We start from the raw sequence: 26,549 nt of genomic DNA, 5'->3' as shown, positions 1-26,549 counted from the left end.
CTTAAAAAAAACCAACACACTGATTAAATGACGATTAACAACATAAACCCAGCATTCTAGCGCGCGCCACGGCATGCGTACGGCGTTCGACGCCCAACTTTGCATGAATCCGCCGGACATGAGTTTTAACGGTATGCAACGAGATGAACAACTTGTCCGCTATTTGTTTATTGGAACTTCCCGCCGCAATCAACCCCAACACTTGCGACTCTCTCAAACTTAATGAATTTTCACTCTCGCCACTTTCAGAAAACTGATGTCCGGATAATGATTCAGATCGAATAACCGTCGCGGCATCATCGAACTTCATGACCAGGCACTGCAAGTTGAACTGGCAGGCCAGCATGCGGCCCTTGTCGAAATACTGCCGGGCAGATTCCCGATCATTGAGAATTGATGCCACCTCGCTCATTGCCAGCAGCAACTCGGTTTCCAGAACAATCATCCGGCAAGACCGAGCCTGCTCGAGCAGAGACTGCAATCGCAGCACGGGCTGCTGCGTCTGCCCCAAACGGGTCTCGGCCAGAATCAGCAAACACTCGATACGCGGAATCAGTTCCAGCGTTGCCGGCGGCGCCTGCCGTGCCCGCGGGCCACGATAATGCCTGAGCACTCGACTCAACGCTTCGCGAGCCAGTTCTGGCCGCCCTTGTTGCAGCCAGAATTCACTGCTGAGCTGCAGCAGAACGCCGCGATAGACCGTGTCCGGAATCTGCCGCTGCTGCATGAGCCGCTCGGCATCACGCAGACGCATGAACGCCTGCGGGTAATCGCCCTGATCGGCGGCCAGTTGCGCCTGCCCCAAAAAGCCATAAAGCACCCGCTTGTCAAAGCTGCACAGGCAATCGTCGAGCCCTTGTTGAAAGAATCCGGCGGCCCGATCCTGCTGTCCCATGCTCAGCGCCAACCGCCCGCGACGCAGGGCAATACGGCCCAGCAACGGCGTCGGCCGCTCGACAGACAAGCCGAGCATGTCGCAAAGATTGGCCAGCAATTCTTCGGCACGAGCCGACGCGCCCCGTTGCTCCAGCAGTTGGGCGTGATCCAGTTCCAGCAACGCTTCGAACAGCAATGAACCCTCAGCCCGGGCCAGGCACAGCGCTTCACGATTGATCGAATGAGCCAGCTCCAGATCACCGCACAGCAACGCCTGCTGAGTGCGGCCCGACAGGCACAAAAGACGCGCCGCCCAGGCCTGCGGCGAAAGATCGTTCAAGGCCTGCTCGAAATGCTCGCGCGCCTCGTCCATGTGCCCCTGCAAATGCAACAGCCAGCCTTGCTGAGCCTGCCAGCGGGCGATCAATTGCCGTTGCTGTCCAGCTGACGGTGGCGGTAAAAAACGCGACAGTTGCCCGATGCAATCCGCCGCTTGAGTAAATCGTCCGGCGAACAGCAGCGCTGCCGTGATCAGCCCGACCAGTTGCGCCGAACCCAGCAGCAATTCCTCGCCGCGCTGCTCGTAGAGACGCAGTAGCAACACAACAGTCTGCTCCTCGAACAGGTGCTCGAAGCTGAAGTGTTGGAGCAGGCTCACCGCGACCTCGTACTCTTCGGCCAGCAACGCCTGTTCGAAGGCGCATTTCCAATGCTGCCCGGCAGCAAACCATTGGCAGGCCCTGCGATGCCAGGAACGTCCGGCCGACCAGGGTTCGTCGCGCATCAGACGCGATAGCGGAGCGCACACCTGCAACCAGTCCGGCGATCCTTGCCAGGGTTCGATAAAACACCCGAGCGTTTGCAGCGTGCGCATCCACTGCGCCCCTTCGCCGGCACCGAACAGGTGATCGCACAGACTGGCGTTGAACCGCGGCAAATGTGCCAACACCCGCCAGGCCTCTGCCAGCTCCGGGCTCAAACCACTGAACAGTTCGTGTTGCAGATAGTCCAGCAAGGTGTCCATGCGTTGCTGCGGCAAGGTCTTTTGCGACCAGTCGCATTTTTGCATCAACAGGATCCGCACCCCGGCGCACCACCCACCGCTGCGCTGGAGGATTCGCCCGGCTACGTCGTCGGCCTGGGCTGGCGGAAGGTGCCGCAACAGTTGCGCGATCTCGCCACGACTCAACGCCAGCGCCGCGCGTTCGCATTCGTACAAGGCATCATCGAGCAGCAGGCGAGGCCAGTTGCATTGCGGGCGCCGACGCGTGCCGATCCACCAGGTGACGGCAGGGCTGGCAAGCGCCAGCAGGCGGTCGAGGAGCGCATCCAGCGCCGGATTTTCAACACGGCAGTAATCGTCGAGAAACACCCAGACCGGCGAGGACCGGCGCGCCAGTTCATTTAGCAACGACGACTCATCCGCCGCTGCCAGCCCCAATGCCTGCGCCAGTCGCTCGCAAAATGCCGCGACACTTATCGACATGCCCACCAGCGGCAGCCAGCACACCGTACATTCGAGGGGCGCCTGCAACAGGCATTCGGTGAACAGCGTGCTCTTGCCACTGCCGGCCGGTGCGCAGATCAGCCGGACCCGTGCCGAGGACTCCAGCAATGATGCAGTCAGACGTGGACGTGGAAGATGATGAGCCGAGAGTCTGGGCAAGAATCCCGGACGATCCGGAGCGTGGGTCATGGCGGTCATCGGGTACGCCTTTTTATCGTTGTACGCTCACCCTAGTCCTCTCCCCGGTGCTTGTTGACGAGTATTCAGTACGCTGATTGGCGCCCATAAAAAAGGCGACCGTATGGTCGCCTTTTGCCTTGCCAATGTATCGAAACCCTTACCTCACGCCCTCGGCGCGCAGGGCCGACGGGGTGTAGTCGGCGGCCTTGGCTTCGAAGCCGAATTCGAAGCTGTGCTTCTCTTCGTTCTTCATCCCCAGGGCAATGTAGCGGCCGGCGATGATGTCGTAGAGCGCTTCGAGGGTGTAGGCCTGGGCCTGGTGATCGTAGTAGTACTGCGCGTGTCCCTCGGCCACTCGCCACAGCTGCCCGCGACCGTCGTAGTGATCGGCCAGCGCCACTTGCCAGCTGTCCTCGTCGATGTACATGTGGCGCTTGGCGTAGATGTGCCGCTCGTTCGGTTTCACCGTGCCGACCACTTCCCAGACCCGGTGCAGTTCATAGCGGGTCAGGTCCTGGTTGATGTGCCCCGCCTTGACGATGTCGTCGTACTTGAGACTCGGCGAGTCGAGCTTGTAGCTGTTGTACGGAATGTACATTTCTTTCTTGCCGATCAGTTTCCAGTCGTAGCGGTCCGGCGCGCCGGAAAACATGTCGAAGTTGTCCGAGGTGCGCAGGCCGTCGGCAGCGGTGCCCGGCCCGTCATAGGCGACCTGCGGCGCACGCCGCACCCGGCGCTGCCCGGCGTTGTAGATCCATGCCAGGCGAGGTTCCTTCACCTGATCGAGGGTCTCGTGCACCAGCAGCACGTTACCGGCCAGACGCGCCGGCGCTGTCACCGACTGTTTGAAGAAAGTCAGAACGTTGGCGGCTTTTTCCGGATCGAGATCCTTCATCAGTTGCGGCACGGCGATCTCTTCTTCAAAGCGGATCGGCGTGTAGCTGCCATTGGTTTGCGGGGTCACCTGCGTGATGATCCGCCGCAGGTTGCCGCCGTGATAACGGGTGATGTGGTTCCACAACACCTCGACGCCATTTTTGGGAATGGGGAACGCGTAGTAGCGGTTACCGGTGAAATTGGCCAGTCCGTTGCCGTCGTTGATGCTGGTGACGTTCAGCGCGCTGCGTTTGGCCGATTCGTAGATTTCCGGCGGCACGGCCACGGTGCGATGGGTCGGGTAGACCGGGATCTTGTACGTCTCGGGGTAGCGCTTGAACATCGCCACCTGGCCGTCGGACAGTTTGTCCTTGTACTTATCGACGTTGGCGGCGGTGATGGTGAACAGCGGTTTTTCACTGGCGAACGGGTCAGCCAGAAAGCCCTTGCCGTCGACCGCACCGGCGTTTTTCGGGATACCGCCGGTCCAGGCCGGAATCGAGCCGTCGGCGTTGCCGGCCTTCTCGGCGCCCAGCGGCGTCAGGCTGGTGCCAAGCTTGTTGGCTTCGTCCGGCGACACCGCCGCGATCACATTGGCGGCCAGCAGGCTCAGGGCCAGGACACCGCATTGCAGAATCATCTTGCGCATTGCATTCATCCTTCTCGGGCAGATCAGAAGTTCACACCGAAGCTCAGGGCCACGAAGTCACGGTCTTCGAGGGTGTTGTAGTCACCGCCGAAAAAATCGGTGTAACTCAGGCTCGCGGTATAGGTGTTTCGGTAGTCGGCATCGACCCCGACGCTGACGGCTTTGGCGCCTTCGTTGAACAGACCGTTGGGGCCATAACCGGCGACGTCGTGGGACCAGGACAGGTTGGGCTTGAGGTTGATCCCGCCGATCACGTTGGCGTAATCGAGGATCGCCCGGGCGCGATAGCCCCAAGAGGTGGAGGTGACGAAACCGTCGGTGTCACCGCCGAAACCGTACTGGCCGTAGACCGAGTCACGGCCGTAACGCAGTTTGCTGCGCGACTCCAGGCCACCGACCCGCACCACCGCCGCTTCGCCGACCAGGGTCAGACGCTGAGCGCCCCAGACCTGATCGAAAAAGTGCGTCAGCGTGCTCTGGATCTGGGTCACTTCCTTGCGTCGGTAGCCCTTGTTGTCAGCACCCGGCGAGGTAACCAGCGGCGACGCGGCACCGCCGGCAATCGGATTGAGCAGCGCAAGGGTCAGGTCATTGGTGTTGACCTGCACCGGCGCGTTGGGGCGGTAGCTGATCTCGCCGGTCCAGGCGGTGCCGGTCGGCAGCGTGGTAGAGAAACTCGCGCCATACAAGCGGATGTCTTCCGGGTATTCGAGGTAGTACTGACCACGCCCGAGCATCACGCTTTGCGCCAGTCCCGATCCACTGCCGGGCGCCAGCCGGTTGGCGATCCCGACCATGCCCGGCAAGGCCGCGAGGGTCGACAGGCCGGCGGTGCTGGTGCCAACCGTCGGCGTGCGGCTGTGATAGTTCATGAAGTAGAGGCCGTACTCGGTGTCATCGCCGAGCCAGCGCAACGCCGTGCCCCATTGCCCGGAATCCCGCGCATCGCGGTCGCCGCCACGGGGCACGATCACGCCTTCGCGGGTCACCTGGATCGGCTGGCCAAAGGCTGCCGCCAGCGGCGCCAACGGGGCGATCGCCGGGCTGCCGACGGTGTAACCGTTGTTGCAACCGTCCGCCGCCACGTCGACACCGAAGAAGGTGCCGCAGTTGTCGAGGACGGTCTGATCCCATTCCAGTTGATAGAAGCCTTCGACCGTCAGTTGGTCGGTGAGCCCCTGAGAGGCGAACAGCATGTTCACCGGAATCAGCCCTTCCTTGATCTCCGCACCTGGCCGGCGAAACGCCGAGACGTCGATCGGGTTGATGCTGTTGATCGAGTTGCCGATGAAGGTACTTTCGCCCCAGCTCACTACTTGCTTACCGGCACGCACGGTGCCCGGCAGGTCGGCGATGGAGTAGTTGTGATAGACGAACGCATCGAGAATCTGCGCGCCGGAAGACTTCGCGCCTTCTTTGCGACCCTTGTCACTGATCTGTTTGAACTCGCGGTCTTCGTCCTTGAGTTCGAAGTCGTACCAGTACTTGCCGCGCACGAACACACCGGTGTCGCCGTACTTCAGTTCGAGGTCGTGGATGCCTTTGAAGATCTTGGAAAAGGTCTCGCCCTTCTTGAAGTTCAAACGCCCGTCATCACCGGTGGAAGACTGGCCGGTCCCGCCGTTGACAGTCCCCACCAGCGACTTGTCGGCATCGCGCATGCCCCAGCTCGCACCGACCGACAGCGACGAATCGAAGGTGCCTTCGATTTCCCCGATATTGAAAGCGACCGCGTGCGCCTGGGCACAGCAACCCAAGGCCACCGCAGCGGCAAGCGCGTGCGGTGTGAAGATGGCGCGCATTGTTGTTTTTGTCATGCGTCTTCCCCGGTGAGTGACAGAAGACCCCACCCTACTGCCGCCACGCAGGGACGATAAGCGCACCAAGGAGGTATTCACACTGTCGCTCAAAAGGATGAATCCCCGCCTGCAGCAAGGCTTTGCGCCCGCCATGAACAGGCTGGATGGATCACTATCAACGCAACGGATAATGACGACCCCGGTGCGCGCCACTGTTACATGCCCCGTAACAGTGCATGTCCGGAATCGCTATTTTTCCCTGAGGCGCCAGCCCTTATTCTGAGCGGGCTTTCACGGCAGACCGCCAGTAAGCACGAAGTCCACGACCGAGTCGTTGGCAATGATTTCTGATCGATCGAAGCGTTTTTCGATCCATCGCCCCGGTGTTCACTGACGTTGATTTGTAGCTCCTTGATCCAACGTCTTACCTTGGCCGCTGCGTTTGCAGCGGCCTTTTTTATGGGCGATGTTTTGGCTGGAAGTCAGCGGCAGAGGCTCACGAAGCGAGCACTCGAAGGGGAAAGCAGGACTCGGGCAAGTCCTGCCGGATAACCCAGGGAATCAGAGCGAATACTTCTGCAGATTCCCCATCATTTCCTTCAGCGCTTCGATGTTGTCCTTCGGATGCGCCGCGCCTTCGAAATCACAGATCTGCTGCCAGTGCGCCGCGACGTCTTCCGGGGAAAACCCGACGCGAGGATCGAACCCGGCACCCAGGCTGCGCTCCCAGCGCACCTTGCCCATCCAGCCGCCGCCGACTTCGAACAGGCCGGAAGTTTCCTGGCATTGTTCGCTGGCCAGGTACACCACCAGCGGGCTGACCAGCTCCGGTTTGAGTTGTTCGAACACTTGCGGCGGGATCAGGCCTTCGGTCATGCGCGTGCCGCCGGTGGGGGCGATGGCGTTGACCAGGATGTTGTTCTTGCGACCTTCGATGGCCAGGGTACGGGTCAGGCCGTAGAGACCGAGTTTGGCCATGCCGTAATTGGACTGGCCGAAGTTTCCGTAGATGCCCGAGGTCGATGCGGTGAAGATCACTCGCCCATAATTTTGCTCACGCAGGTGCGGCCATGCGGCACGGGTCACTTTGTAGGCGCCTTCGACGTGGACGCGGTAGACCAGATCCCAGTCGGCGTCTTCCATTTTGTGGAAGGTCTTGTCACGCAGGATCCCGGCGTTGTTCACCACCACATCGACGCGGCCGAACACATCGAGCGCGTTCTGCACCAGTTTGTCGCCGTCGGTGACCGAGTCATGGTTGGCTTCGGCGATGCCGCCGGCCTCACGGATTTCCGCTACCACGCGGTCGGCAGCCGAAGCGTTTGCGCCTTCGCCCTGGGTTGAACCGCCGAGGTCGTTGACCAGCACTTTGGCGCCCTGTTTGGCGAACAGCAAAGCGTGAGCGCGTCCCAGGCCACCACCGGCTCCGGTGACGATCACGACTTTATCTTCGAAACGCACAGACTCATTCATCGGGGCAACTCCAGCAGACCTGAGGGACAGTGTCCCCGAGTGTCAGGCACGACGCGTTCGGTCACAACGAACACGGCTGGGGCTGAATGGTGCGCGATAAGGCTGGGGGATGATGAAAACGTGCCGCGGCGCCCGGCGCCTGCGGCACGAACTCAGGAACACGCCACCTTGCGCGGCGGCAACACGAAGTGATCGCGAAATTCGAGGTAGTGCTTGAGCACCTGCACCGGCGCTTCGGTTTGCGGGTAGTGGCCGATGCCCGGCAACAGCACGGTGTCCGCGTCGGGAATCAGCTCGCGATAACGCTCGACCATGTGCGCGCCGGAAATCGGATCGACCTCGCCATCGATCACCCGCAACGGCACCTCGCCGCGCTGCATCGCTGCGACCCAGCGATCACGCTGGACCCTGCGCTCGGGAATGTAGTGGATCAGCTTGTGCATGACTCGCGGCCCACGATTGCATTCGATCAGGCTCCAGAAATCATCCATCTCGCTTTCGCTGGGCCGGGTGTCCGGGCCGAAGATCTGCCGGAAACTTTTTACCAGCGCATCGCGGGTGAACGCCCGGCCGATCATCCAGCCCAACGGGCTGAGCAACAGTTTTTGTGCCAGCAGCGGTCGGTGGGTTTCCGGGAACAGACCGCCGTTGAGGAACACGCAACTGGCGACCTCGATCAGGTCTTCGTAATGCCGGGCCAGCAGTTCCTGGGCAACGCTGTCGCCGTAGTCGTGGGCCAGAATGTGCACCGATTGTTCGACCTGCAGATGCGCCAGCAAAGCCTGTTGCAGATCGGCCTGCTCCAGCAGGCTGTAAGTGTGATTCAGGGGTTTGGCCGAGTCGCCGAAGCCGAGCATGTCGCAGGCAATCACCCGGTAGCGCTGGGACAGCGGTTGCCACAGGTAATGCCAGTCCCAACTGGCCGTCGGAAAGCCATGGATCAGCAGCAGCGGTTCGCCCTGCCCGGCCGTCCAGTAGCGGATCGGCTGACCATGGAAGACAAAAGTCTGGCTGCGTTTGCGCCAGGCACTCAGAGGGATCTCGGCGAGAGGCATTAGAGTTTATACCCCGGGTCTTGTTTATCGAGTTTGCGCAGCAGCGCCGGCCAGGCCAGCGCGCCACCCATGCCTTGAGCACTTTTGGTGACACCGGCGATCATCGCCTTGGCGCCTGCCAGAATCTGCGGTTCGATGGCGATCAGTTCGGCACCGCCGGTCTGCGCCATGACCTGAATGTCGCAGGCGCGCTGGAAAGTGAACATCATCAGGAACGTGTCGGCGATGGTGCCGCCACAGGTCAGCAGACCATGGTTGTGCAGCATCAGGAAATTGCAGTCACCGAGATCCGCCTGCAACCGCGCTTTCTCTTCATGGTTCAGGGCCACACCTTCATAGGCATGAAAGGCCAGGCTCGACAGCACGAACAGCGATTGCTGACTGATCGGCAACACACCCTGTTTCTGCGCCGACACCGCGACACCGGAAGCGGTGTGGGTGTGCAGCACGCAGGCCACGTCGTGCCGCACTTCGTGCACGGCGCTGTGGATCGTGTAACCGGCGGGATTGATCTCGTAAGGGCTGTCCATGAGTTTGTTGCCGGCCTGGTCGACCTTCACCAGACTCGAGGCGGTGATCTCATGGAACATCAGGCCGAACGGGTTGATCAGGAAATCTTCGGTGCCGGGCACCTTGGCGGAAATGTGGGTGAAGATCAGATCGTCCCAGCCATGCAGCGCGACCAGACGATAACAGGCGGCCAGATCGACCCGGGTCTGCCATTCCGCGGCACTGACCTGGTCTTTGACGTTCACGGACGAAGGGACGGGGGCTACGCTCACTGTATGCACCTCTGCGTTCTTATTGTTTTTGCGTGTGTCAGCAGTCTAGTCAGCCATGGACGGCCGCGTAGTTGCATTGGCAGCCAGCTTGATGACTGAACGAGTCAGCCACGCAAACAGCTTGGATCCATGTCAAAGCAACGACGCCAACAAAGGCGCGGCGAACAGATTGAGCAACCCCGTCAGCACCATCACCAACCCCGCCACCGAACCTTCCTCGCCGCCCACTTCATGGGCCCGGCTGACCCCGGCACCGTGCGCACCGACGCCGAACAATGCCCCGCGCGCCAGGGCGCTGCGCAGCGGCAGCCACTTGAGCAGCACACCGCCGAGCATGGCACCGAACACTCCGGTGAACATCACGAACACCGCTGTCAGCTCCGGCACGCCACCCAGGTTCTGCGCCAGCGGCATGGCGAACGGTGTGGTGATCGAACGCGGCACCAGCGACAGCGTCACCGAACTGTCCAGCGCCAGTGCTTTCGCGAGGCCGAACGAAGTGCCGATCGACGCGGCGCTGCCGGCCAGCATGCCCAGCAGCAACGCCGACCAATGCCGCGCCAACAAACGCCGCTGCTGCCAGATCGGCACCGCAAACGCCACGGTGACCGGCCCGAGCACCAGCATCAGCCAATGGGTGTTACTCGAATATTCGGCGTAAGCGGTGTGCAGCGGCACGGCAAGCGCCAGCAGCAACGCAGGGACCAAAATCAGGGGCGACAGCAAGTAGCGCCCGGTCCGGCGATACAGCCAGCGACTGAACAGATAAGCCAGCAACGTGAATGCCAGCCAGAACATCGGCATCAGCTCAAGCTTCATGGGACCGCCTCAGGCGCACGGCCAGCTCCACGGTGAACGCGGTCACCAGCATCACCATCAGCGTACTGGCGGCGATCACCAGCAGAATCCGCCAGCCGTCGTCACGCAGCAATGCGCCGTAATCCAGCAGGCTCATCAGCGCCGGAATGAAGAACAGCAGCATCTCGGCCATCAACAACCCTGCGCCCATTTGCAGCGCCGCCGGTTTGACCCAGCCGAACGCAAAACCCAGCAGCAACAGGGCCATGCCGATCACGCCGCCGGGAATCGGCCAGGCCAGCCACGCTGCGATCTGGCAGCCGAGCAGGTAGAGAGCAAGCAGGACGGCCAGTTCGGCCAGCAAGCGGGAGAGGTATTTAACGGTCGAGGCTTTCATCCGGGGGGGCTCCTTTCAGGTGCCTATTTTACGAACCCGACTGCCATCTCCGAAGCGAATTGTTAGACTCAAAGCCATTCCAATATGGAATCAGGCCATGGAATTCAAACAGCTCAAAAGCTTCGTCGAAGTCATGCACCAAGGCGGCTTCACCCAAGCCGCGAAGACCCTGCACATCAGTCAGTCCGCCGTGAGCAAGCAGATCGCCCAGCTCGAACAGAGTCTCGGCACCCCATTGCTCGAACGGCTGGGTTCGCAAATACGCCTGACCGCCGCCGGCAGCGTGGTGCTGCAACGGGCAGAAGGCATGCTGCGGTTGCGCAATGAATTGCTCAGCGAACTGGATGATCTCAGCCATCTGGCACGCGGCGAGCTACGTCTCGGGCTGCCATTGCTCGGTAGCGATGCATTGTTTGCCGGGCTGTTCGCCGAATACCGACGGCGTTACCCGAACATCAGCGTGCAGTTGCTTGAAGGCGGCAGTCGCAATATCGAACAGGCGGTGCTCAGCGGGGAGCTGGAGTTGGGCGGCAGCCTGCTGCCGAAAGATCCGCAGTTCGACTTTCAGCCGTTCTGCGATGAACCGCTCGATGCGCTGCTACCGGTGGATCACCCACTGGCTACAAAAGGTGAAATCGGTCTGGAGGAACTGGCCGATACGCCGTTCCTGCTGTATCAGCGCAGTTTCGTGCTCAACGATCGTTTGCTTCAGGCGTGCCAGCAGATGGGCTTCACGCCGAAGGAAGGCGGGCGCAGCGGGCAGGCAGATTTTCTCGCGGCGCTGGTCGCCGCCGGGCAAGGCGTGGTGTTGCTGCCCAGCGTGGTGGCGCGCGGACTGGTGCGGCCAGGCGTGGTTCGCCTGACCTTGAACGCGCCGGATTACTTGCGCTGGGACATCGCTTTCATCTGGCGCCGGGGCGCCTATCTGTCGAAGGCTGCACAGGCCTGGCTGGCGCTGTTGCGTGAACGCGGGATCAGCCCTTGAGCGTGGCGATCAACTGTTCCAGCCAAGGCTCGGCGTCGGTTTCCGGGGTAACGCTTTCGCTGGCGTCGATGCGCAGCATGTCCTGTACTTCGCGCACACCCAGTTCGCCGAACAACTCGCGCAATTGCTCGCCGCCGCCGCAGAACGTGTCGCCGTAACTGGCGTCACCCAAGGCGATCACCGCGCCAGGCAAACCACGCCAGGCCGCCGGCAATTGGTCGCGAATCGCCGAATACAACGGTTGCAGGTTGTCCGGCAGCTCACCCATGCCGGTGGTCGAAGTCACGCCGAGCAAGGCTTCAGGGCCAAACGCCTGGAGATCGGCGAGGCTGGCGCGGGCGTTGTAGAAGGTTTCAAAACCGGCGGCGTTCAACAGGTTCTGAGCGTGGCGAGCGACTTCTTCGGCCGTGCCGTACACGGAGCCGGAGAGGATGGCGACTTTCATCAATCTGATCCTGAAACTGAAAAAAAGAGCGGCGATAGTAACAGCCAGCGGCGCTCTGTTGCGATTGGCTCTCGATAAGCGCTGATGGCCAGTAGACAGCGCCGGTCGATCTTCTAGAATGCCTGCCACCGAAATCCTTGTAAGGCTTCATAGATGATCAATGCCAGTCTGCTGCAAATGGTGATCAACGCGTCGAACGAAGGGATCGTGGTGGCAGAAAAGGAAGGCGATCAGGACAACATCCTGATCTACGTGAACCCGGCTTTCGAAAAAATGACCGGCTACACCCGCGAAGAAATTCTCTATCAGGACTGTCGCTTCCTGCAGGCTGGGGATCGCGACCAGGCCAGTCTCGGGGTAATTCGCGAGGTTTTGAGAGAAGGCGGCTCATGCCGGGAAATCCTGCGTAATTATCGCAAGGATGGCACGCCGTTCTGGAACGAGCTGTCCCTGTCCACGATTAAAAATGCCGATGACGGAATGACCTATTTCGTGGGCGTGCAAAAAGACGTCACCGTTCAGGTCAAGGCCCAGCAGCGGGTTGTGCAACTGGAAGCCCGGGTTGCGGCGCTGGAAGCCGAACTCGTAGAACTGAAAGCGACGAACGGCGCAAACAAAACCGCGAACTAATTGTCATTAACTACAATCACCAAAGACTTTGTAATTATTCATTTCGAGTTAGCCATGCAGCGTGACGCCCTCCTGACCCAGGATGAGCTGGATTTCATCCAGACCATGCAACACAACCCGCAACTCAATGTGCGGGATGCGACGTCGAGCCTGCTGGTCAATGGTGGTTCACAGATCCGTGATTTGCTCACGCGTCTGGCGGCCCATGAGCAAGTCACCATCCAGGCCAACTTCGAAAATCAGCAGATGACTTTCCCGCTGCATCTGGTGGAAGACGAGTTCCACGCCCTGCACCTGCGCCTGGGCGTACCGAGCATTTATGAAGACGGGCCGATGGTGCGCCCATGGCGCCTGACCCTGGAAGAGCCCGTGGCACTGGAAAATGCCAAAGGCCAGCCGGGAACATTGTGGGTTCATGAGGTTTCGCACAAAGGTGTGCTGCTGGAAGTGCGCAACAAAACCAAACCGCCGAAGCACTTTGCGTTGTGGTTCAGCCCGTCAGGCTACGAGCGGATTTCCCTGCGCGGGACGTTCGAGCGGGAAACCGAAAACGGTTTTTATGCTTACGAGTTAAGCCAGAGCGATGCCGACGAAACCGAGCGTCTGCGCCAGTTCATCCTGCAACAGCATCGCCTGACCCACCCTGCCCTGCACACCTGATTCTCAGGTATCCAGCGTCCCCGCCAGGAACTGATTCATGCGCTGGCGCATGGTCGCCCCTTCGTTGCCCAGACAGCCAACCGATGATCCGGCCAGGCTGTCCTGCGCCAGATCGGCAGCATCGCCTGCCAGCATCAACTGACAATCCAGACTCAAGGCCAGACGGTTCAGACGTCGCGGCAACTCTGCGGTCGGCGCGTGATTGGAAAACAGCACCAACGCCTGGGGCCGGGTCTTTTCGCACACCAGCGTCAGCTCGTCGAACGGCTGACCGGTGGTGAGCACACGAACCCCCGCGTCATTGCCGCTGAGAAACAGCGCCGCCACCAGCAATTCAAGCTCACGACATTGACCGGCCAGCGCGCTGACGATCACCTTGCGCGGTTGCGAGCCGCGCAGCACGACGATGCGCTGCAGCACCTTCGCTCGCAGAAAACCATCGAAGAACAGCCACTCGCTGGTCTGCCCGAACGCGTCCTGACGCTGGAGCATTTGCAGCCACAGCGGCATCAGGATGTCCTGAAACGCTACGGGCAAGGCATAGGAGGAGAAAATCTGTCCGTAGACCCGGTCGAGCAACTGATCGTCGAACGAGCTGACTGCCTGCCGAACCTGTTCCTGCCACTGGAGGTAGTCAGCCTGCACCAGGTCATCGGGAATTAAGTGGGCCAGCACCTTCATCGGCTCGGTCTTGGCGAGGATCTTGCCGATCTTGCTCACGGCGACACCCCGATCGATCCAGTCGACGATGCTGCGAACGCGCTCGATATCGGTCATGGAATACAAACGATGCCCACTTTCGGTGCGTGTCGGCTCGATCAAACCATACCGACGCTCCCAGGCGCGCAACGTGACCGGGTTCACGCCGGTCACGCGCGACACTTCGCGAATCGGGAAAAGCTCCTCGCGCTCCAGCGCAACAGATGCCTGCGAAGCAGGGCGAACGTCTGTAATGACAGGCATTTGGGCGGACACGTCCTTGTTGGCGAAGTTGGATCCCATTCTACTCCGGATGCCCCTCCCCGGTTCAACCGACGAAATGAGACGAAAGTCTCTGGTTTTGTCACGATAATCAGGAATAATCCTTGCTTGTCGAAAAACGCAGCCCTCTACCCCGGCGCTGCGTCAGGCGAAGCTCCTACCCGGAGCGACGCAAATGCAATACGGAGATACACAATGTCTACTTCCCCCGTCACGCTGATGGTCGCGCGTCGTGTCGCCAATGGTCGTTATCAGGATCTGATTGCCTGGTTGCGAGAAGGCGAACAACTGGCCACCGACTTCCCCGGTTACCTCGGCTCCGGCGTACTGGCCCCGCCTCCCGGCGACGATGAATTCCAGATCATCTTCCGCTTCGTCGACGAACAGACCCTGCACGCCTGGGAACACTCGGCATCGCGCACCGCCTGGCTGGCTCGTGGCAGCGATCTGTTTGCTCACCCGACGGAACATCGGGTCAGCGGAATCGAAGGCTGGTTCGGTGCAGCTGGCGCACGTCCTCCTCGCTGGAAGCAAGCGGTGGCGATCTGGCTGGCGTTCTTCCCGGTGTCGCTGCTGTTCAATTTCGTGCTGGGCCCGCTGCTCGCGGAAATGAGCCTGTTGACGAGGGTCTTCATCAGCACGCTCTGCCTGACCCCGTTGATGGTCTACTTCTTCATTCCGCTGTCGACCCGCCTGCTGGCCGGCTGGCTCAACCCGGCGCCTGCACGCCCGCTGCCTGCCGCACCCTCCACGCAAAATCGCTGAAGCCGTCGCTCGCGTCGCTGTTATAGTTTTTGCTCTGACTTCGACGCGAGCCGTACATGACTTCTCACACAGCTCCCATCCTCATCACCGGCGCCGGCCAGCGGGTCGGCCTGCATTGCGCGCAGCGTCTGCTGGAAGACGGTCATCGGGTGATCTTCACCTACCGCAGCGAACGGCCGGGTATGAAGGCATTGCGGGATCTGGGCGCCCTCGGGCTGCACGCGGACTTTTCCAGTGAAGCCTCGATCCTCGCGTTCATCACCGAACTGAAGACCCACACCGACAGCCTGCGCGCCATCGTGCACAACGCCTCGGAATGGCTGGCGGAAACCGGTGACGGCGAAGCCGAAGCCTTTAGCCGGATGTTCAACATCCACATGCTGGCGCCGTACCTGATCAACCTGCATTGCGCCGAACTGCTGCAACGTTCGAGTCCTGCCGACATCATCCACATCAGCGATGACGTCACCCGCAAGGGCAGCAGCAAACACATCGGCTATTGCGCCAGCAAGGCTGGGCTCGACAGTCTCACGCTGTCCTTCGCCGCGCGCTACGCGCCGTCAATCAAGGTCAACGGCATCGCGCCAGCCCTGCTATTGTTCAATCCCGACGACGACGCGGCGTACCGCGCCAAGGCGCTGGCCAAGTCCGCGCTGGGCATCGAACCCGGCAGCGAAGTGATTTATCAGAGCCTGCGCTATCTGCTCGACAACCCGTATGTCACCGGCACGACCCTGACCGTAAACGGCGGGCGGCACGTCAAGTAATACGCCCCGCGAGGATGCTCCATGACCCGTTCCCTGCCCGAGAATTACCGCGAGATCCTGATCGGTCTCGGTGAAAACCCTGACCGCGAAGGACTGCTCGACACGCCGGTGCGGGCGGCCAAGGCCATGCAGTACCTGTGTCACGGCTATGAACAGAGCGTCGACGAAATCGTCAATGGCGCGCTGTTTGCCTCCGACACCGACGAGATGATCATCGTCGCCGACATCGAGCTGTACTCGTTGTGCGAACATCACCTGCTGCCCTTCATCGGCAAGGCCCATGTGGCTTATATTCCGACGGGCAAGGTGCTGGGGCTGTCGAAGATCGCACGGCTGGTAGACATGTTTGCCCGCCGCCTGCAGATCCAGGAAAACCTCACCCGCCAGATCGCCGAGGCGGTCCGGCAAGTCACCGATGCCGCCGGTGTCGCGGTGGTCATCGAAGCCCGGCACATGTGCATGATGATGCGCGGTGTCGAGAAACAGAATTCGACCATGAACACCTCGGTCATGCTCGGCGCCTTCCGCGAGTCGAGCAACACCCGCCAGGAGTTCCTGCAATTGATTGGACGGAGCAAGTAAATGCCACAACTTCAACCGGGAATGGCGCGCATCCGGGTCAAGGATCTGCGCCTGCGCACCTTTATCGGGATCAACGAGGACGAAATCCTCAACAAGCAGGATGTGCTGATCAACCTGACCATCCTGTACGCCGCGCAGGAAGCGGTGCGAGACAACGACATCGACCACGCGCTGAACTACCGCACCATCACCAAGGCGATCATCGCCCATGTGGAAGGCAACCGTTTCGCGCTGCTCGAACGCCTGACCCAGGAGCTGCTGGATCTGGTGATGGCCAACGAATCGGTGCTGTACGCCGAAGTCGAAGTCGACAAACCGCATGCCTTGCGTTTTGCCGAATCGGTGTCGATCACCCTCGCCGCCAGCCGCTGAACGTGTCTGGCGCTCCGGGCGTCAGACTTTTATCATCCGCGCCACGATTTGACTGCACAGAGCCCATCATGACCGAGCAACAACGCCTCGAACTCGAAGCCGCCGCCTTCCGCCGGCTGGTCGCCCACCTGGACAGCCGCAAGGACGTGCAGAACATCGACCTGATGAACCTCGCCGGGTTCTGCCGCAACTGCCTGTCCAAGTGGTACAAGGCCGAGGCCGACGAGCGCCGGATCGAGGTCAGCCTCGACGATGCCCGTGAAGTGGTTTACGGCATGCCGTACGCCGACTGGAAAGCCCAATATCAGCAAGAAGCCAGCGCCGAACAGCAAGCGGCGTTCGCCAAAGGAAAACCCCATGAGTGATCTGAACACCCTGCGCGCCAGCCTCAAGAGCGGCGAACACGTTTTTGCCGACACCCTGTCCTTCATCGCCGCCGGTTACGACTACCAGCCTCAGGCGTTCAACAACGGCGGCGTGGAAAACGCGGCCGGGCAGAACGAAGGTTCGTGCAAGACTTTGGGTCTGGCGCTGCTGGAAGGCTTGAGCGATGAAGAAGCGCTGCTGGCATTCGGCGAACACTACCGCTCGGTCGTAGCAACCCCTGAAGGCAGCGATCACGGCAATATCCGTGCGCTGATCCAGCACGGTCTGGCGGGCGTGAAGTTCGAAGCGCAACCGCTGACCCGCCGCTGAATCCCGACACAACACTATCCCTGTCAGATCGTTCCCACGCTCCGCGTGGGAATGCAGCCGGGGACGCTCCGCGTCCCAAGGACGCAGAGCGTCCAGATGAGGCATTCCCACGCAGAGCGTGGGAACGATCATTGTCGTGGTGCCTGTGAATAATGGGCATGAAAAAACCGGCCAATTGGCCGGTTTTTTTGTACCTGCGTTCTTAGAACGAAGCGTTCTGCAGACCGTCCAGGTAACGCTCGGTGTCCAGTGCCGCCATACAGCCGGCGCCGGCCGAGGTGATGGCCTGACGGTAAACGTGGTCGGCCACGTCACCGGCAGCGAAAATGCCTTCGACGCTGGTCGCGGTGGCGTTGCCTTCACGGCCGCCCTGAACCACGAGGTAGCCGTCCTTCAGCTCCAGCTGACCTTCGAACAGCGAGGTGTTCGGGGTGTGGCCGATGGCGATGAACACGCCGTCGACCTTGATTTCGTCGAAGCTGCCGTCGTTGTTCTTCAGACGCGCGCCGGTCACGCCCATGTTGTCGCCCAGCACTTCGTCCAGGGTCGCGTTCAGTTTCAGCTCGATCTTGCCTTCGGCCACACGGGCGTTGAGCTTGTCGATCAGGATCTTCTCGGCGCGAAAGGTTTCGCGACGGTGGATCAGGGTGACCTTGCTGGCGATGTTGGCCAGGTACAGGGCTTCTTCGACAGCGGTGTTGCCGCCACCGACCACGGCCACTGGCTTGTTGCGATAGAAGAAACCGTCGCAGGTCGCGCAAGCCGAAACGCCTTTGCCCATAAACGCTTCTTCCGACGGCAGGCCCAGGTAACGAGCGCTGGCGCCGGTGGCGATGATCAGCGCGTCGCAGGTGTAGGTGCCGCTGTCGCCGGTCAGGCTGTATGGCTTGGAAGCGAAGTCCACGGCGTTGATGTGATCGAAGACGATCTCGGTTTCAAAACGCTCGGCGTGCTCGCGCATGCGCTCCATCAGCACCGGGCCGGTCAGACCGTGGACGTCGCCCGGCCAGTTGTCGACTTCGGTGGTGGTGGTCAGTTGACCGCCGGCCTGCATGCCGGTGATCAGCAGCGGCTTGAGGTTGGCACGGGCAGCGTAGACGGCAGCGCTGTAACCGGCAGGGCCGGAACCGAGGATGATCACTCGCGAATGACGGACTTCAGACATGAACCTGCTCCTGTTGACCGGCCAAGACACCTGGCCGGACGCCGGACTGCCGGCGGGAATAAAAAAGGACTGTGGATAACCTTGGGGAAGGCATGAGCTCGACAGTCCTGTAAAAAGTTGGGTGCAGCGTATCGAGGGGGGCAAGATTAAGGAAATACGGTTTAACAATCCAGCTCATAGGTGGTCTCTATGCCGACACACTGACGAGATGGACGTCTTTGTTACAGTGAATGTCGATCCCGCTGCCGCGCTTTCACAGGTTCTGCAAAGTCGGTAAGGTCGGCGCGTTTTCCCTTGCTCGGAGCACCTTATGCCCGCCCCTGTTCTGTCCGGCCCGCAATACCTGCGCGAAGGCCTCAAACTGGTCTTGAGCCCTGGCCTGCGCCTGTTCGTGCTGCTGCCGCTGGCCATCAACCTGGTGCTGTTCGTCGGATTGATCTATCTGGCCGGCCACCAGTTCAGCCTGTGGGTCGACACGCTGATGCCGTCGCTGCCCGAGTGGCTGAGTTTCCTCAGCTACATCCTGTGGCCGCTGTTTGTGGTGCTGGTGGCGTTGATGGTGTTTTTCACCTTCACCATGCTGGCCAACGTGATCGCCGCACCGTTCAACGGTTTCCTCGCGGAAAAAGTCGAAGTGGTAGTGCGCGGCACCGACGACTTCCCGGCCTTCAGCTGGGGCGAACTGATCGCCATGATCCCGCGCACCCTCGCCCGTGAAATGCGCAAGCTCGGTTACTTCCTGCCCCGGGCGATCGGCCTGTTCATCCTCTCGTTCATCCCGGTGGTGAACATCGTCGCCGCGCCGCTGTGGCTGCTGTTCGGGGTGTGGATGATGGCGATCCAGTACATCGATTACCCGGCGGACAACCACAAGCTGGGCTGGAACGAGATGCTCGCCTGGCTGCGGCAGAAGCGCTGGCAGAGCATGAGCTTCGGCGGGATCGTTTATCTGGTGTTGTTGATTCCGGTGGTCAACATCCTGATGATGCCGGCCGCTGTGGCTGGCGCGACGTTGTTCTGGGTGCGCGAGCGCGGAGCCGAGAATCTGGTGACGCAACGCTGAGTCACAAATCCATCATCCGAACGTCACAACCACGACATGGCCTCAGCCGACACTGAGGTCATGACGACAGCTCTACATATCACCCTCATCAGCGAAACCTTCCCACCGGAAATCAACGGCGTGGCCAATACCCTTGGCCGCTTGTGCGACGGCTTGCGCGCACGCGGGCACCGGGTGGAACTGGTGCGACCGCGTCAGGCTGACGACCCGCAGCGCACTGAAGACGACTCGTTGCTGTTGTGCCGGGGCTGGCCGTTGCCGGGTTATCCGGGGTTGCAATGGGGCCAGTCGTCGATGCACAAGTTGCTGCGGCGCTGGACGCGCCAGCGCCCGGACGTGCTCTATATCGCCACCGAAGGTCCGCTCGGGCTGTCGGCTTTGCGCGCGGCACAGCGTCTGGGGATTGCCGTGGTCAGCGGCTTTCATACCAACTTTCAGCAATACACCCAACAGTACGGGCTCGGTTTGCTGACGCGCTTGCTCACCCACTACCTGCGCTGGTTTCACAATCGTTCGGCCATGACCCTAGTGCCGAGCGCCAGCCAGCGTCTGGAGCTGGAGCGTCGGCACTTCGAACGCCTGGCGCTGCTGTCGCGGGGTGTCGACAGTCAGTTGTTTCACCCGGCCAAACGCCTGAATGCCTTGCGTGAGCAATGGGGTCTTGGCGAGCAGGACATTGCTGTCATTCACGTAGGACGCCTGGCACCGGAGAAAAACCTCGGCCTGCTCAAGCGCAGTTTCGAAAAGCTCGCCGGCACGTATCCACAACGCAACCTGAAGCTGATCGTGGTCGGCGACGGACCGCAACGAATGGCACTGGAGAAGGAACTGCCCGAGGCGATTTTCTGCGGCTCGCAACGGGGCGAAGCACTGGCAGCGCACTATGCGTCGGGGGATGTGTTTCTGTTTCCGAGCCTGACCGAAACCTTCGGCAACGTCGTGCTGGAAGCGCTGGCCTCAGGCCTTGGGGTGGTGGCTTACGATCAGGCCGCGGCGGCCCAGCATATTCGCCATGGCTACAACGGCGTGCTGGCGATGCCCGGGGATGAAGAGGCGTTCTGCGAGGCAGCGGCGTGGCTGCTGGAAGAAGACGAAAGGTTGCGCTGCGTACGCCTGAACGCACGCCAACACGCCAGCCGCCAGGGTTGGGCGGCTATCGTCGAACAGTTTGAAAACCATTTGCTGGGGGCTTGCCGCGACCTGCGCGACAAGCCGCCCACGGCGATCAAACCAGCGTCATCAACGCCTCACGGCTGAACGGCAGAATGTCCTGCTCGCGGCCTTCGCGCACTTTCTGCGCCCAGTCCGGATCGACCAGCAGCGCACGCCCCACCGCCACCAGATCGAACTCGTCGTTGTTCAGACGCTCCAGCAGTTTTTCCAGACTGGCCGGTTGCGCGACCTTGTCGGTGTTGACCATGAACTGCAGGAACTCGCCATCGAGGCCGACGCTGCCGACGGTGATGGTCGGTTTGCCGGTCAGCTTGCGTGTCCAGCCGGCCAGATTCAGGTCGGAACCGTCGAATTCCGGCTCCCAGAAACGGCGCGTCGAGCAATGGAAAATGTCCACGCCAGCGTCGGACAACGGCTTGAGGAATTCACCCAGCGCTTCGGCGGTTTGCACCAGACGCGCGGTGTAGTCCTGCTGTTTCCACTGCGAGAAGCGGAAGATGATCGGAAAGCCTTCGCCCACCGCCGCGCGTACGGCCTGGATCAGCTCAATGGCGAAACGCGAACGGTTGGCCAGGCTGCCACCGTATTCGTCAGTGCGCTGGTTGCTGCCTTCCCAGAAGAACTGGTCGATCAGGTAACCGTGGGCGCCGTGGATTTCCACGCCGTCCATGCCGATGCTTTGGGCATCTTTGGCGGCTTGAGCGAACGCGGCGATTACATCCTGGATGTCCTGTTTGGTCATGCCGTGCACCACGACCTGACCGTCCTTGAGTTTTTCCGACGGGCCGTAACCCGGCACGCTCGCATCCGGCTCGGTGCCCAGACGGCGCACATTGCCGACGTGCCACAGTTGCGGAACAATCTTACCGCCTTCGGCGTGCACCGCATCCACGACTTTCTTCCAGCCGGCCAGCGCGGCTTCACCGTAGAAGTGCGGCACGTTCGGGTAACCGTTGGAAGCCTGGTGGCCGACGGTGGTGCCTTCGGTGATGATCAGGCCGACACCGGCCGCCGCGCGACGACGGTAGTACTCGATCACTTTGGAATTGGGCACACCGCCTGGAGAAAACGAACGGGTCATCGGCGCCATGACCACGCGGGTCGGCAGTTCGAGGGCACCGAGCTGGAACGGTTTGAACAGGGCTTGCACGGGCATGGGAGGCTCCACGAAAAATTGATCGACGGGCATGCGATTCATATGACGGCGATAATATGCGGAGTTCCAACCGTGCGATAGCACTATTGATCTGAATGATTAAGGGTCAAAAGGCAGGCGAAAAAAATCGCAGCTCGAGGGCTGCGATTTTTGTGTTTCAGCTCAGGGCTTTTTCAATCGCCGTAATCACCGAAGGATCATCCGGCGCCGTGCGCGGCGAGAATCGGGCCAGTACCCGACCGTCCTTGCCGAGCAGGAATTTCTCGAAATTCCAGGTGATATCACCGGGAAACTCCGCGCCCTCGCCCGCCAGCAGGCGGTAGAGCTGATGACGGTCGTGACCGTTGACTTCGAGCTTTTTCGACAACGGAAAACTCACGCCATAGTTGAGGCTGCAGAATTCCTGGATCTCCTGCTCACTGCCCGGTTCCTGACCGGCAAACTGGTTGCACGGCAGGCCCAGCACACTGAAGCCTTTGCCTTTGTATTGCTGATAAAGGTTTTCCAGCGCCGCGTACTGTGGGGTCAAGCCGCATTTGGAGGCGACGTTGACCACCAGCACGACTTGGCCCTTGAAGGGTGCCAGCGGTAGCTCCTGACCATCCAGGGCTGTCAACTTAAGGTCGTGAAAAGCACTCATGACGAACTCCAGATTCCCGTTTTCTACTCGAAACAGCCACTTGGCGAGGCCACCAAGGACAGCCGCGGACTAAAAAGGCGCCCTCGGGCGCCTCTCCAGTACTCGAAGCTTAGCGCAGAAAATCAGTGGTGATGGCCACCTTCGCCATGGACGTGACCATGAGCGATTTCTTCCTGGCTGGCGTCACGGATGGCAACGACCTTCACTTTGAAGTTCAGGCGCTGACCGGCCAGCGGATGGTTGCCGTCGACAGTGACGTCGTCGCCGTCCAGGTCACGGATGGTGACGATCTGCATCTGGCCGTCCGGCGCCGAAGCGTGGAACTGCATGCCGACTTCCAGCTCGTCAACGCCTTCGAACATGCTGCGGCTCAGGGTGCTGACCAATTCAGCGGCGTATTCGCCGTAGGCATCTTCCGGCTCGACGGACACTTCCAGATCGTTACCGACTTCTTTACCTTCCAGGGCTTTTTCCAGACCCGGGATGATGTTGCCTGCGCCATGCAGGTAGACCAGCGGAGCGCCGCCGGCGGAGCTGTCGATGACCTCACCAGCGTCGTTGGTCAGGGTATAGTCGATGGAGACAGCCTTATTGGCGGCGATCAGCATGGGGCGAGACCTTTTGCATAAGAATGAAGAACGGACAAGTCTAAACAAGGATTTGCCCGAAAGCGAACAGAACCCGGACAGACGGGATCGATTGGCGCCCGTGACCGTCACCGGATTCCATCAGGACGAGGACGGCCACTGGGTCGCCGAACTGTCCTGCGGCCACACCCAGCACCTGCGCCACCAGCCGCCGTGGCAGTCGAGAGCATGGGTGCTGGACGCAATGCAACGTATTGAAAAAATAGGCCAACCCTTTGCTTGCGGTTGGTGCGCTCAAGGCTCGGTTAGCGATAACCTTGGCGACTGAAATTCGGCAGATCGGCACACAGAGGCGATCGCCATTGCCATGCACCCTTAGAGAATCCGCATGCAAACTTTTTTTATCGCGCCCACCGATTTTGGTGTGGGTCTGACCTCCATCAGCCTCGGGCTGGTGCGCACGCTGGAGCGGGCCGGGCTGAAAGTCGGCTTCTTCAAACCGATCGCCCAGCCGCATCCGGGCGACACCGGCCCTGAGCGCTCCACCGAACTGGTGGCCCGCACCCACGGCCTGAAACCGCCGCAGCCACTGGGCCTGGCCCACGTCGAGCGGATGCTCGGCGACGGCCAGCTCGACGAGTTGCTCGAAGAAATCATCACCCTCTACCAGCAGGCCGCCATCGGCAAAGACGTGCTGGTCGTCGAAGGCATGGTGCCGACCCGCAGCGCCAGCTACGCCGCGCGGGTCAACCTGCACCTGGCCAAGAGCCTGGATGCCGAGGTGATTCTGGTCTCGGCCCCGGAAAACGAAGTGCTGACCGAACTGTCCGGCCGCGTCGAGTTGCAGGCGCAACTGTTCGGTGGACCGAAAGACCCGAAAGTCCTCGGCGTGATCCTCAACAAGGTCAAGACCGACGAAAGCATGGACGCCTTCGCCGCGCGTCTGAAAGAGCATTCTCCGTTGCTGCGCACCGGTGATTTCCGTCTGCTCGGCTGCATTCCGTTCCAGCCCGAACTCAACGCCCCGCGCACCCGCGACGTCGCCGACCTGATGGGCGCCCAGGTGCTCAACGCCGGCGACTACGAAACCCGGCGCATGACCAAGACCATCATTTGCGCACGCACGATGCGCAACACCGTGGACCTGCTCAAGCCCGGCGTGCTGGTGGTGACCCCCGGCGATCGCGACGACATCATCCTCGCCGTCAGTCTCGCCGCTATCAACGGCGTGCCGCTGGCCGGCCTGCTGCTGACCAGCGATACCCTGCCGGATCCGCGCATCATGGACTTGTGCCGTGGCGCGTTGCAGGCCGGTCTGCCGGTGCTGTCGGTGAGCACCGGCTCCTACGACACCGCCAACCTGCTCAACGGCCTGAACAAGGAAATCCCCGTCGATGACCGCGAACGCGCGGAGATCATCACCGACTTCGTCGCCAGCCATCTGGACGCCAACTGGTTGCACCAGCGCTGCGGCACGCCACGGGAAATGCGCCTGTCGCCGGCGGTGTTCCGCTATCAATTGATTCAACGCGCGCAGGCCGCCAACAAACGTATCGTTCTGCCCGAAGGCAGCGAGCCGTTCACCGTGCAAGCAGCGGCGATCTGTCAGGAACGCGGGATTGCCCGTTGCGTGCTGCTGGCCAAACCGGCAGACGTCGAAGCCGTCGCCCGGGCCCAGGGCATCGTGCTGCCGCCGGGGCTGGAAATTCTCGATCCGGATCTGATCCGCGAGCGCTACGTCGAGCCGATGGTCGCCTTGCGCAAGAGCAAAAGCCTCAATGCGCCGATGGCCGAGCAGCAACTGGAAGACACCGTGGTGATCGGCACCATGATGCTCGCGCTGGATGAAGTCGACGGCCTGGTCTCCGGCATCATCAACACCACCGCCAACACCATCCGCCCTGCGCTTCAGCTGATCAAGACCGCGCCGGGCTGTACGCTGGTGTCGTCGGTGTTCTTCATGCTGTTCCCCGAGGAGGTGCTGGTCTACGGCGACTGCGTGATGAACCCGCACCCGAGCGCCAGCGAACTGGCCGAAATCGCCCTGCAAAGCGCCGACTCGGCCGCCGCCTTTGGCATCACCCCGCGCGTGGCGATGATCAGCTACTCCAGCGGCGAATCCGCCACTGGCGAGGAAGTCGAGAAGGTCCGTGAAGCCACCCTGCTCGCCCACGAACAACAGCACTCGCTGCTGATTGACGGGCCGTTGCAGTACGACGCCGCCGCCAACGAAACCGTGGCCCGGCAACTGGCGCCGAACAGCCAGGTGGCCGGTCGCGCCACGGTGTTCGTGTTCCCCGACCTCAACACCGGCAACACCACCCACAAAGCCGTGCAGCGCAGCGCCGATTGCGTCAGCCTCGGCCCGATGCTGCAAGGCCTGCGCAAACCGGTGAACGATCTGCCGCGCGGCGCGCAGGTCGACGACATCGTCTACACCATCGCCCTGACCGCGATTCAGGCTGCCAACCGACCTCTGGATATCTGACCCGATGCTGGCTTTCCTCCCTGCCACCCTGCGCGGCGTGATCGCCGCGCTGCTGCTGGCGCTGAACACGATCCTGCTGTGCTCGTTCCTGTTTCTCGTGGCGCTGATCAAAGTGCTGCCGTTCGACCTCGCTCGCCGCGCCTCGCGCTGGCTGATGAGCCACACCCACGAAGCCTGGATCAGCAACAACAAAGGCTGGATGAACCTGGTCCGCCGCACCCGCTGGCACCTCAGCGGCCTGCAAGGCCTGGACTACCAGCACTCGTACCTGATCACCAGCAACCACCAGAGCTGGGTCGACATCCTGGTGCTGCAATACGTGCTCAACCGACGCATCCAGCCGCTGAAGTTCTTCCTCAAACAGGAACTGATCTGGGTCCCGGTCATCGGCCTGGCGTGGTGGACACTGGGCTTCCCGTTCATGAAGCGCTATTCGAAGGCGTACCTGGAAAAACACCCGGAAAAGAAAGGCAAAGACCTGGAAACCACTCGCAAGACCTGCGCGAAATTCCGCGACAACCCGGTAGGCATCTTCAACTTCGTTGAAGGCACACGCTTCACCGAGGGCAAACACGCGCAGCAGCAATCACCGTTCAAATACTTGCTCAAACCAAAGGCCGGCGGCATTGCCTTCGTACTGGATGCGATGGGCGAACAACTGGAATCGATCGTCAACGTCACCATCCACTACCCCGGCGGACGCCCTGGCTTCTGGGACCTGCTGTGCGGCAACGTCCGAGACGTAGTAGTGCACTTCGAAGAACTGAAAATCCCACCGCAGTACATCGGCAAAAACTACGACCAGGACGGCGAATACCGCCTGCAATTCCAGGGCTGGATCAACCAATTGTGGCAAGACAAGGATGCGCTGCTCGAGCAGATGCACCGCGAATATCCCAACCGACGCTGATCCCCCCTGTGGGAACACCTGACAGAAATTGGTCGTCTGTCAGGCCGCCATCGCCAGCAGGCTGGCTCCCACAGGAAAACAGTTCGCTTTCA

At 61.1% G+C, this 26,549-nt stretch carries 28 protein-coding genes; 14 read left to right on the top strand and 14 right to left on the bottom strand.

The window, feature by feature from the left end; genetic code table 11:
- Positions 1 to 34 precede the first annotated feature (34 nt).
- The 8 genes from L6D82_RS02630 to L6D82_RS02595 form a co-directional block, all read right to left on the bottom strand.
- Complete coding sequence (locus L6D82_RS02630; RefSeq protein WP_236187988.1) at positions 35 to 2,581, bottom strand: helix-turn-helix transcriptional regulator; 2,547 nt, start codon at positions 2,579 to 2,581, stop codon at positions 35 to 37.
- Positions 2,582 to 2,720: 139 nt separating this feature from the next.
- Positions 2,721 to 4,088, bottom strand: a complete 1,368-nt coding sequence (locus tag L6D82_RS02625; RefSeq protein WP_085746957.1) for a DUF1329 domain-containing protein — start codon at positions 4,086 to 4,088, stop codon at positions 2,721 to 2,723.
- Positions 4,089 to 4,111: 23 nt separating this feature from the next.
- Positions 4,112 to 5,905, bottom strand: coding sequence for a DUF1302 domain-containing protein (locus L6D82_RS02620; protein WP_085746956.1), 1,794 nt, complete (start codon positions 5,903 to 5,905; stop codon positions 4,112 to 4,114).
- Between the two features lie 543 nt (positions 5,906 to 6,448).
- Positions 6,449 to 7,360, bottom strand: a complete 912-nt coding sequence (locus L6D82_RS02615) for an SDR family oxidoreductase (RefSeq protein WP_011332507.1) — start codon at positions 7,358 to 7,360, stop codon at positions 6,449 to 6,451.
- Between the two features lie 152 nt (positions 7,361 to 7,512).
- A complete protein-coding gene (locus L6D82_RS02610) occupies positions 7,513 to 8,415 on the bottom strand; it encodes an alpha/beta fold hydrolase (protein ID WP_236187987.1) in 903 nt (300 codons plus the stop codon).
- Positions 8,415 to 9,197, bottom strand: a complete 783-nt coding sequence (locus L6D82_RS02605; RefSeq protein WP_085746952.1) for a class II aldolase/adducin family protein — start codon at positions 9,195 to 9,197, stop codon at positions 8,415 to 8,417. The genes L6D82_RS02610 and L6D82_RS02605 overlap by 1 nt, the downstream gene beginning before the upstream one ends.
- Before the next feature lie 132 nt (positions 9,198 to 9,329).
- Positions 9,330 to 10,016: an LrgB family protein gene (locus L6D82_RS02600; protein ID WP_236187986.1), complete on the bottom strand. Its 687-nt coding sequence runs from the start codon at positions 10,014 to 10,016 to the stop codon at positions 9,330 to 9,332.
- Positions 10,006 to 10,392: a CidA/LrgA family protein gene (locus tag L6D82_RS02595; RefSeq protein ID WP_102686881.1), complete on the bottom strand. Its 387-nt coding sequence runs from the start codon at positions 10,390 to 10,392 to the stop codon at positions 10,006 to 10,008. Before L6D82_RS02595 ends, L6D82_RS02600 begins: the two co-directional genes overlap by 11 nt.
- A gap of 97 nt (positions 10,393 to 10,489) precedes the next feature.
- On the opposite strand from L6D82_RS02595, the gene L6D82_RS02590 reads away from it, so the two are divergent.
- A complete protein-coding gene (locus L6D82_RS02590; RefSeq protein WP_085746949.1) occupies positions 10,490 to 11,377 on the top strand; it encodes a LysR family transcriptional regulator in 888 nt (295 codons plus the stop codon).
- Here the strand turns inward: L6D82_RS02590 and L6D82_RS02585 are convergent.
- Complete coding sequence (locus L6D82_RS02585) at positions 11,367 to 11,822, bottom strand: flavodoxin (protein WP_102717155.1); 456 nt, start codon at positions 11,820 to 11,822, stop codon at positions 11,367 to 11,369. The genes L6D82_RS02590 and L6D82_RS02585 overlap by 11 nt on opposite strands.
- 153 nt (positions 11,823 to 11,975) lie before the next feature.
- On the opposite strand from L6D82_RS02585, the gene L6D82_RS02580 reads away from it, so the two are divergent.
- Entirely contained in the window at positions 11,976 to 12,452 is a 477-nt protein-coding gene (locus L6D82_RS02580) for a PAS domain-containing protein (RefSeq protein WP_236187985.1), read from the top strand.
- A 54-nt stretch (positions 12,453 to 12,506) separates the two neighbouring features.
- Positions 12,507 to 13,112 (top strand): hypothetical protein, encoded by a 606-nt coding sequence (locus L6D82_RS02575; RefSeq protein WP_085608095.1) that lies wholly within the window; start codon positions 12,507 to 12,509, stop codon positions 13,110 to 13,112.
- 3 nt (positions 13,113 to 13,115) lie between these two features.
- Here L6D82_RS02575 and L6D82_RS02570 read toward each other — a convergent pair whose 3' ends face one another.
- Positions 13,116 to 14,075 (bottom strand): MerR family transcriptional regulator, encoded by a 960-nt coding sequence (locus L6D82_RS02570; RefSeq protein WP_134023597.1) that lies wholly within the window; start codon positions 14,073 to 14,075, stop codon positions 13,116 to 13,118.
- Between the two features lie 213 nt (positions 14,076 to 14,288).
- Between L6D82_RS02570 and L6D82_RS02565 the strand changes: the two genes are divergently transcribed.
- From L6D82_RS02565 to L6D82_RS02540, 6 genes are all read left to right on the top strand, one after another.
- Positions 14,289 to 14,858: an antibiotic biosynthesis monooxygenase gene (locus L6D82_RS02565; protein ID WP_085746946.1), complete on the top strand. Its 570-nt coding sequence runs from the start codon at positions 14,289 to 14,291 to the stop codon at positions 14,856 to 14,858.
- A 56-nt stretch (positions 14,859 to 14,914) separates the two neighbouring features.
- Complete coding sequence (gene folM, locus L6D82_RS02560; RefSeq protein ID WP_236187984.1) at positions 14,915 to 15,625, top strand: dihydromonapterin reductase; 711 nt, start codon at positions 14,915 to 14,917, stop codon at positions 15,623 to 15,625.
- 21 nt (positions 15,626 to 15,646) lie between these two features.
- A complete protein-coding gene (gene folE, locus L6D82_RS02555) occupies positions 15,647 to 16,207 on the top strand; it encodes a GTP cyclohydrolase I FolE (protein ID WP_085746944.1) in 561 nt (186 codons plus the stop codon).
- Positions 16,208 to 16,579 (top strand): dihydroneopterin triphosphate 2'-epimerase, encoded by a 372-nt coding sequence (gene folX / locus L6D82_RS02550; protein ID WP_007957207.1) that lies wholly within the window; start codon positions 16,208 to 16,210, stop codon positions 16,577 to 16,579.
- 68 nt (positions 16,580 to 16,647) lie between these two features.
- Positions 16,648 to 16,944 (top strand): DUF1244 domain-containing protein, encoded by a 297-nt coding sequence (locus L6D82_RS02545; protein WP_064593416.1) that lies wholly within the window; start codon positions 16,648 to 16,650, stop codon positions 16,942 to 16,944.
- Positions 16,937 to 17,275 carry a HopJ type III effector protein gene (locus tag L6D82_RS02540; RefSeq protein ID WP_011332495.1) on the top strand — a complete coding sequence of 113 codons (339 nt, stop codon included), beginning with the start codon at positions 16,937 to 16,939 and terminating at the stop codon, positions 17,273 to 17,275. Before L6D82_RS02545 ends, L6D82_RS02540 begins: the two co-directional genes overlap by 8 nt.
- A 202-nt stretch (positions 17,276 to 17,477) precedes the next feature.
- Here L6D82_RS02540 and trxB read toward each other — a convergent pair whose 3' ends face one another.
- Positions 17,478 to 18,440, bottom strand: a complete 963-nt coding sequence (gene trxB / locus L6D82_RS02535; RefSeq protein WP_039769336.1) for a thioredoxin-disulfide reductase — start codon at positions 18,438 to 18,440, stop codon at positions 17,478 to 17,480.
- Between the two features lie 310 nt (positions 18,441 to 18,750).
- Here trxB and cysZ point away from each other — a divergent pair, with 310 nt between their 5' ends.
- Both cysZ and L6D82_RS02525 read left to right on the top strand, forming a co-directional pair.
- Entirely contained in the window at positions 18,751 to 19,503 is a 753-nt protein-coding gene (gene cysZ / locus L6D82_RS02530; RefSeq protein WP_011332493.1) for a sulfate transporter CysZ, read from the top strand.
- Between the two features lie 36 nt (positions 19,504 to 19,539).
- Positions 19,540 to 20,760, top strand: coding sequence for a glycosyltransferase family 4 protein (locus L6D82_RS02525; RefSeq protein ID WP_236187983.1), 1,221 nt, complete (start codon positions 19,540 to 19,542; stop codon positions 20,758 to 20,760).
- On the opposite strand, the gene L6D82_RS02520 is transcribed toward L6D82_RS02525, so the two are convergent.
- From L6D82_RS02520 to L6D82_RS02510, 3 genes are all read right to left on the bottom strand, one after another.
- A complete protein-coding gene (locus L6D82_RS02520) occupies positions 20,729 to 21,832 on the bottom strand; it encodes an NADH:flavin oxidoreductase (RefSeq protein WP_064600676.1) in 1,104 nt (367 codons plus the stop codon). The genes L6D82_RS02525 and L6D82_RS02520 overlap by 32 nt on opposite strands.
- A gap of 157 nt (positions 21,833 to 21,989) precedes the next feature.
- Entirely contained in the window at positions 21,990 to 22,472 is a 483-nt protein-coding gene (locus tag L6D82_RS02515) for a glutathione peroxidase (RefSeq protein WP_007959082.1), read from the bottom strand.
- A gap of 122 nt (positions 22,473 to 22,594) precedes the next feature.
- Complete coding sequence (locus L6D82_RS02510) at positions 22,595 to 23,080, bottom strand: FKBP-type peptidyl-prolyl cis-trans isomerase (protein WP_011332490.1); 486 nt, start codon at positions 23,078 to 23,080, stop codon at positions 22,595 to 22,597.
- Between L6D82_RS02510 and L6D82_RS02505 the strand changes: the two genes are divergently transcribed.
- Genes L6D82_RS02505 through L6D82_RS02495 form a run of 3 tightly spaced genes read left to right on the top strand, consistent with a single transcriptional unit; the run spans position 23,049 to position 26,457 of the window.
- Positions 23,049 to 23,387, top strand: a complete 339-nt coding sequence (locus L6D82_RS02505; RefSeq protein ID WP_085746941.1) for a DUF3565 domain-containing protein — start codon at positions 23,049 to 23,051, stop codon at positions 23,385 to 23,387. The two genes, L6D82_RS02510 and L6D82_RS02505, sit on opposite strands and share 32 nt — an antisense overlap.
- Before the next feature lie 60 nt (positions 23,388 to 23,447).
- Positions 23,448 to 25,547 carry a phosphate acetyltransferase gene (pta, locus tag L6D82_RS02500; RefSeq protein ID WP_007959085.1) on the top strand — a complete coding sequence of 700 codons (2,100 nt, stop codon included), beginning with the start codon at positions 23,448 to 23,450 and terminating at the stop codon, positions 25,545 to 25,547.
- A 4-nt stretch (positions 25,548 to 25,551) separates the two neighbouring features.
- Entirely contained in the window at positions 25,552 to 26,457 is a 906-nt protein-coding gene (locus L6D82_RS02495; RefSeq protein ID WP_102686875.1) for an acyltransferase, read from the top strand.
- Positions 26,458 to 26,549 lie beyond the last annotated feature (92 nt).

Source organism: Pseudomonas paraglycinae (assembly GCF_021601625.1).
In the GTDB taxonomy this organism is placed as follows: Bacteria; Pseudomonadota; Gammaproteobacteria; order Pseudomonadales; family Pseudomonadaceae; genus Aquipseudomonas; species Aquipseudomonas paraglycinae.
This window is presented reverse-complemented; position numbering and strand designations above follow the sequence as displayed.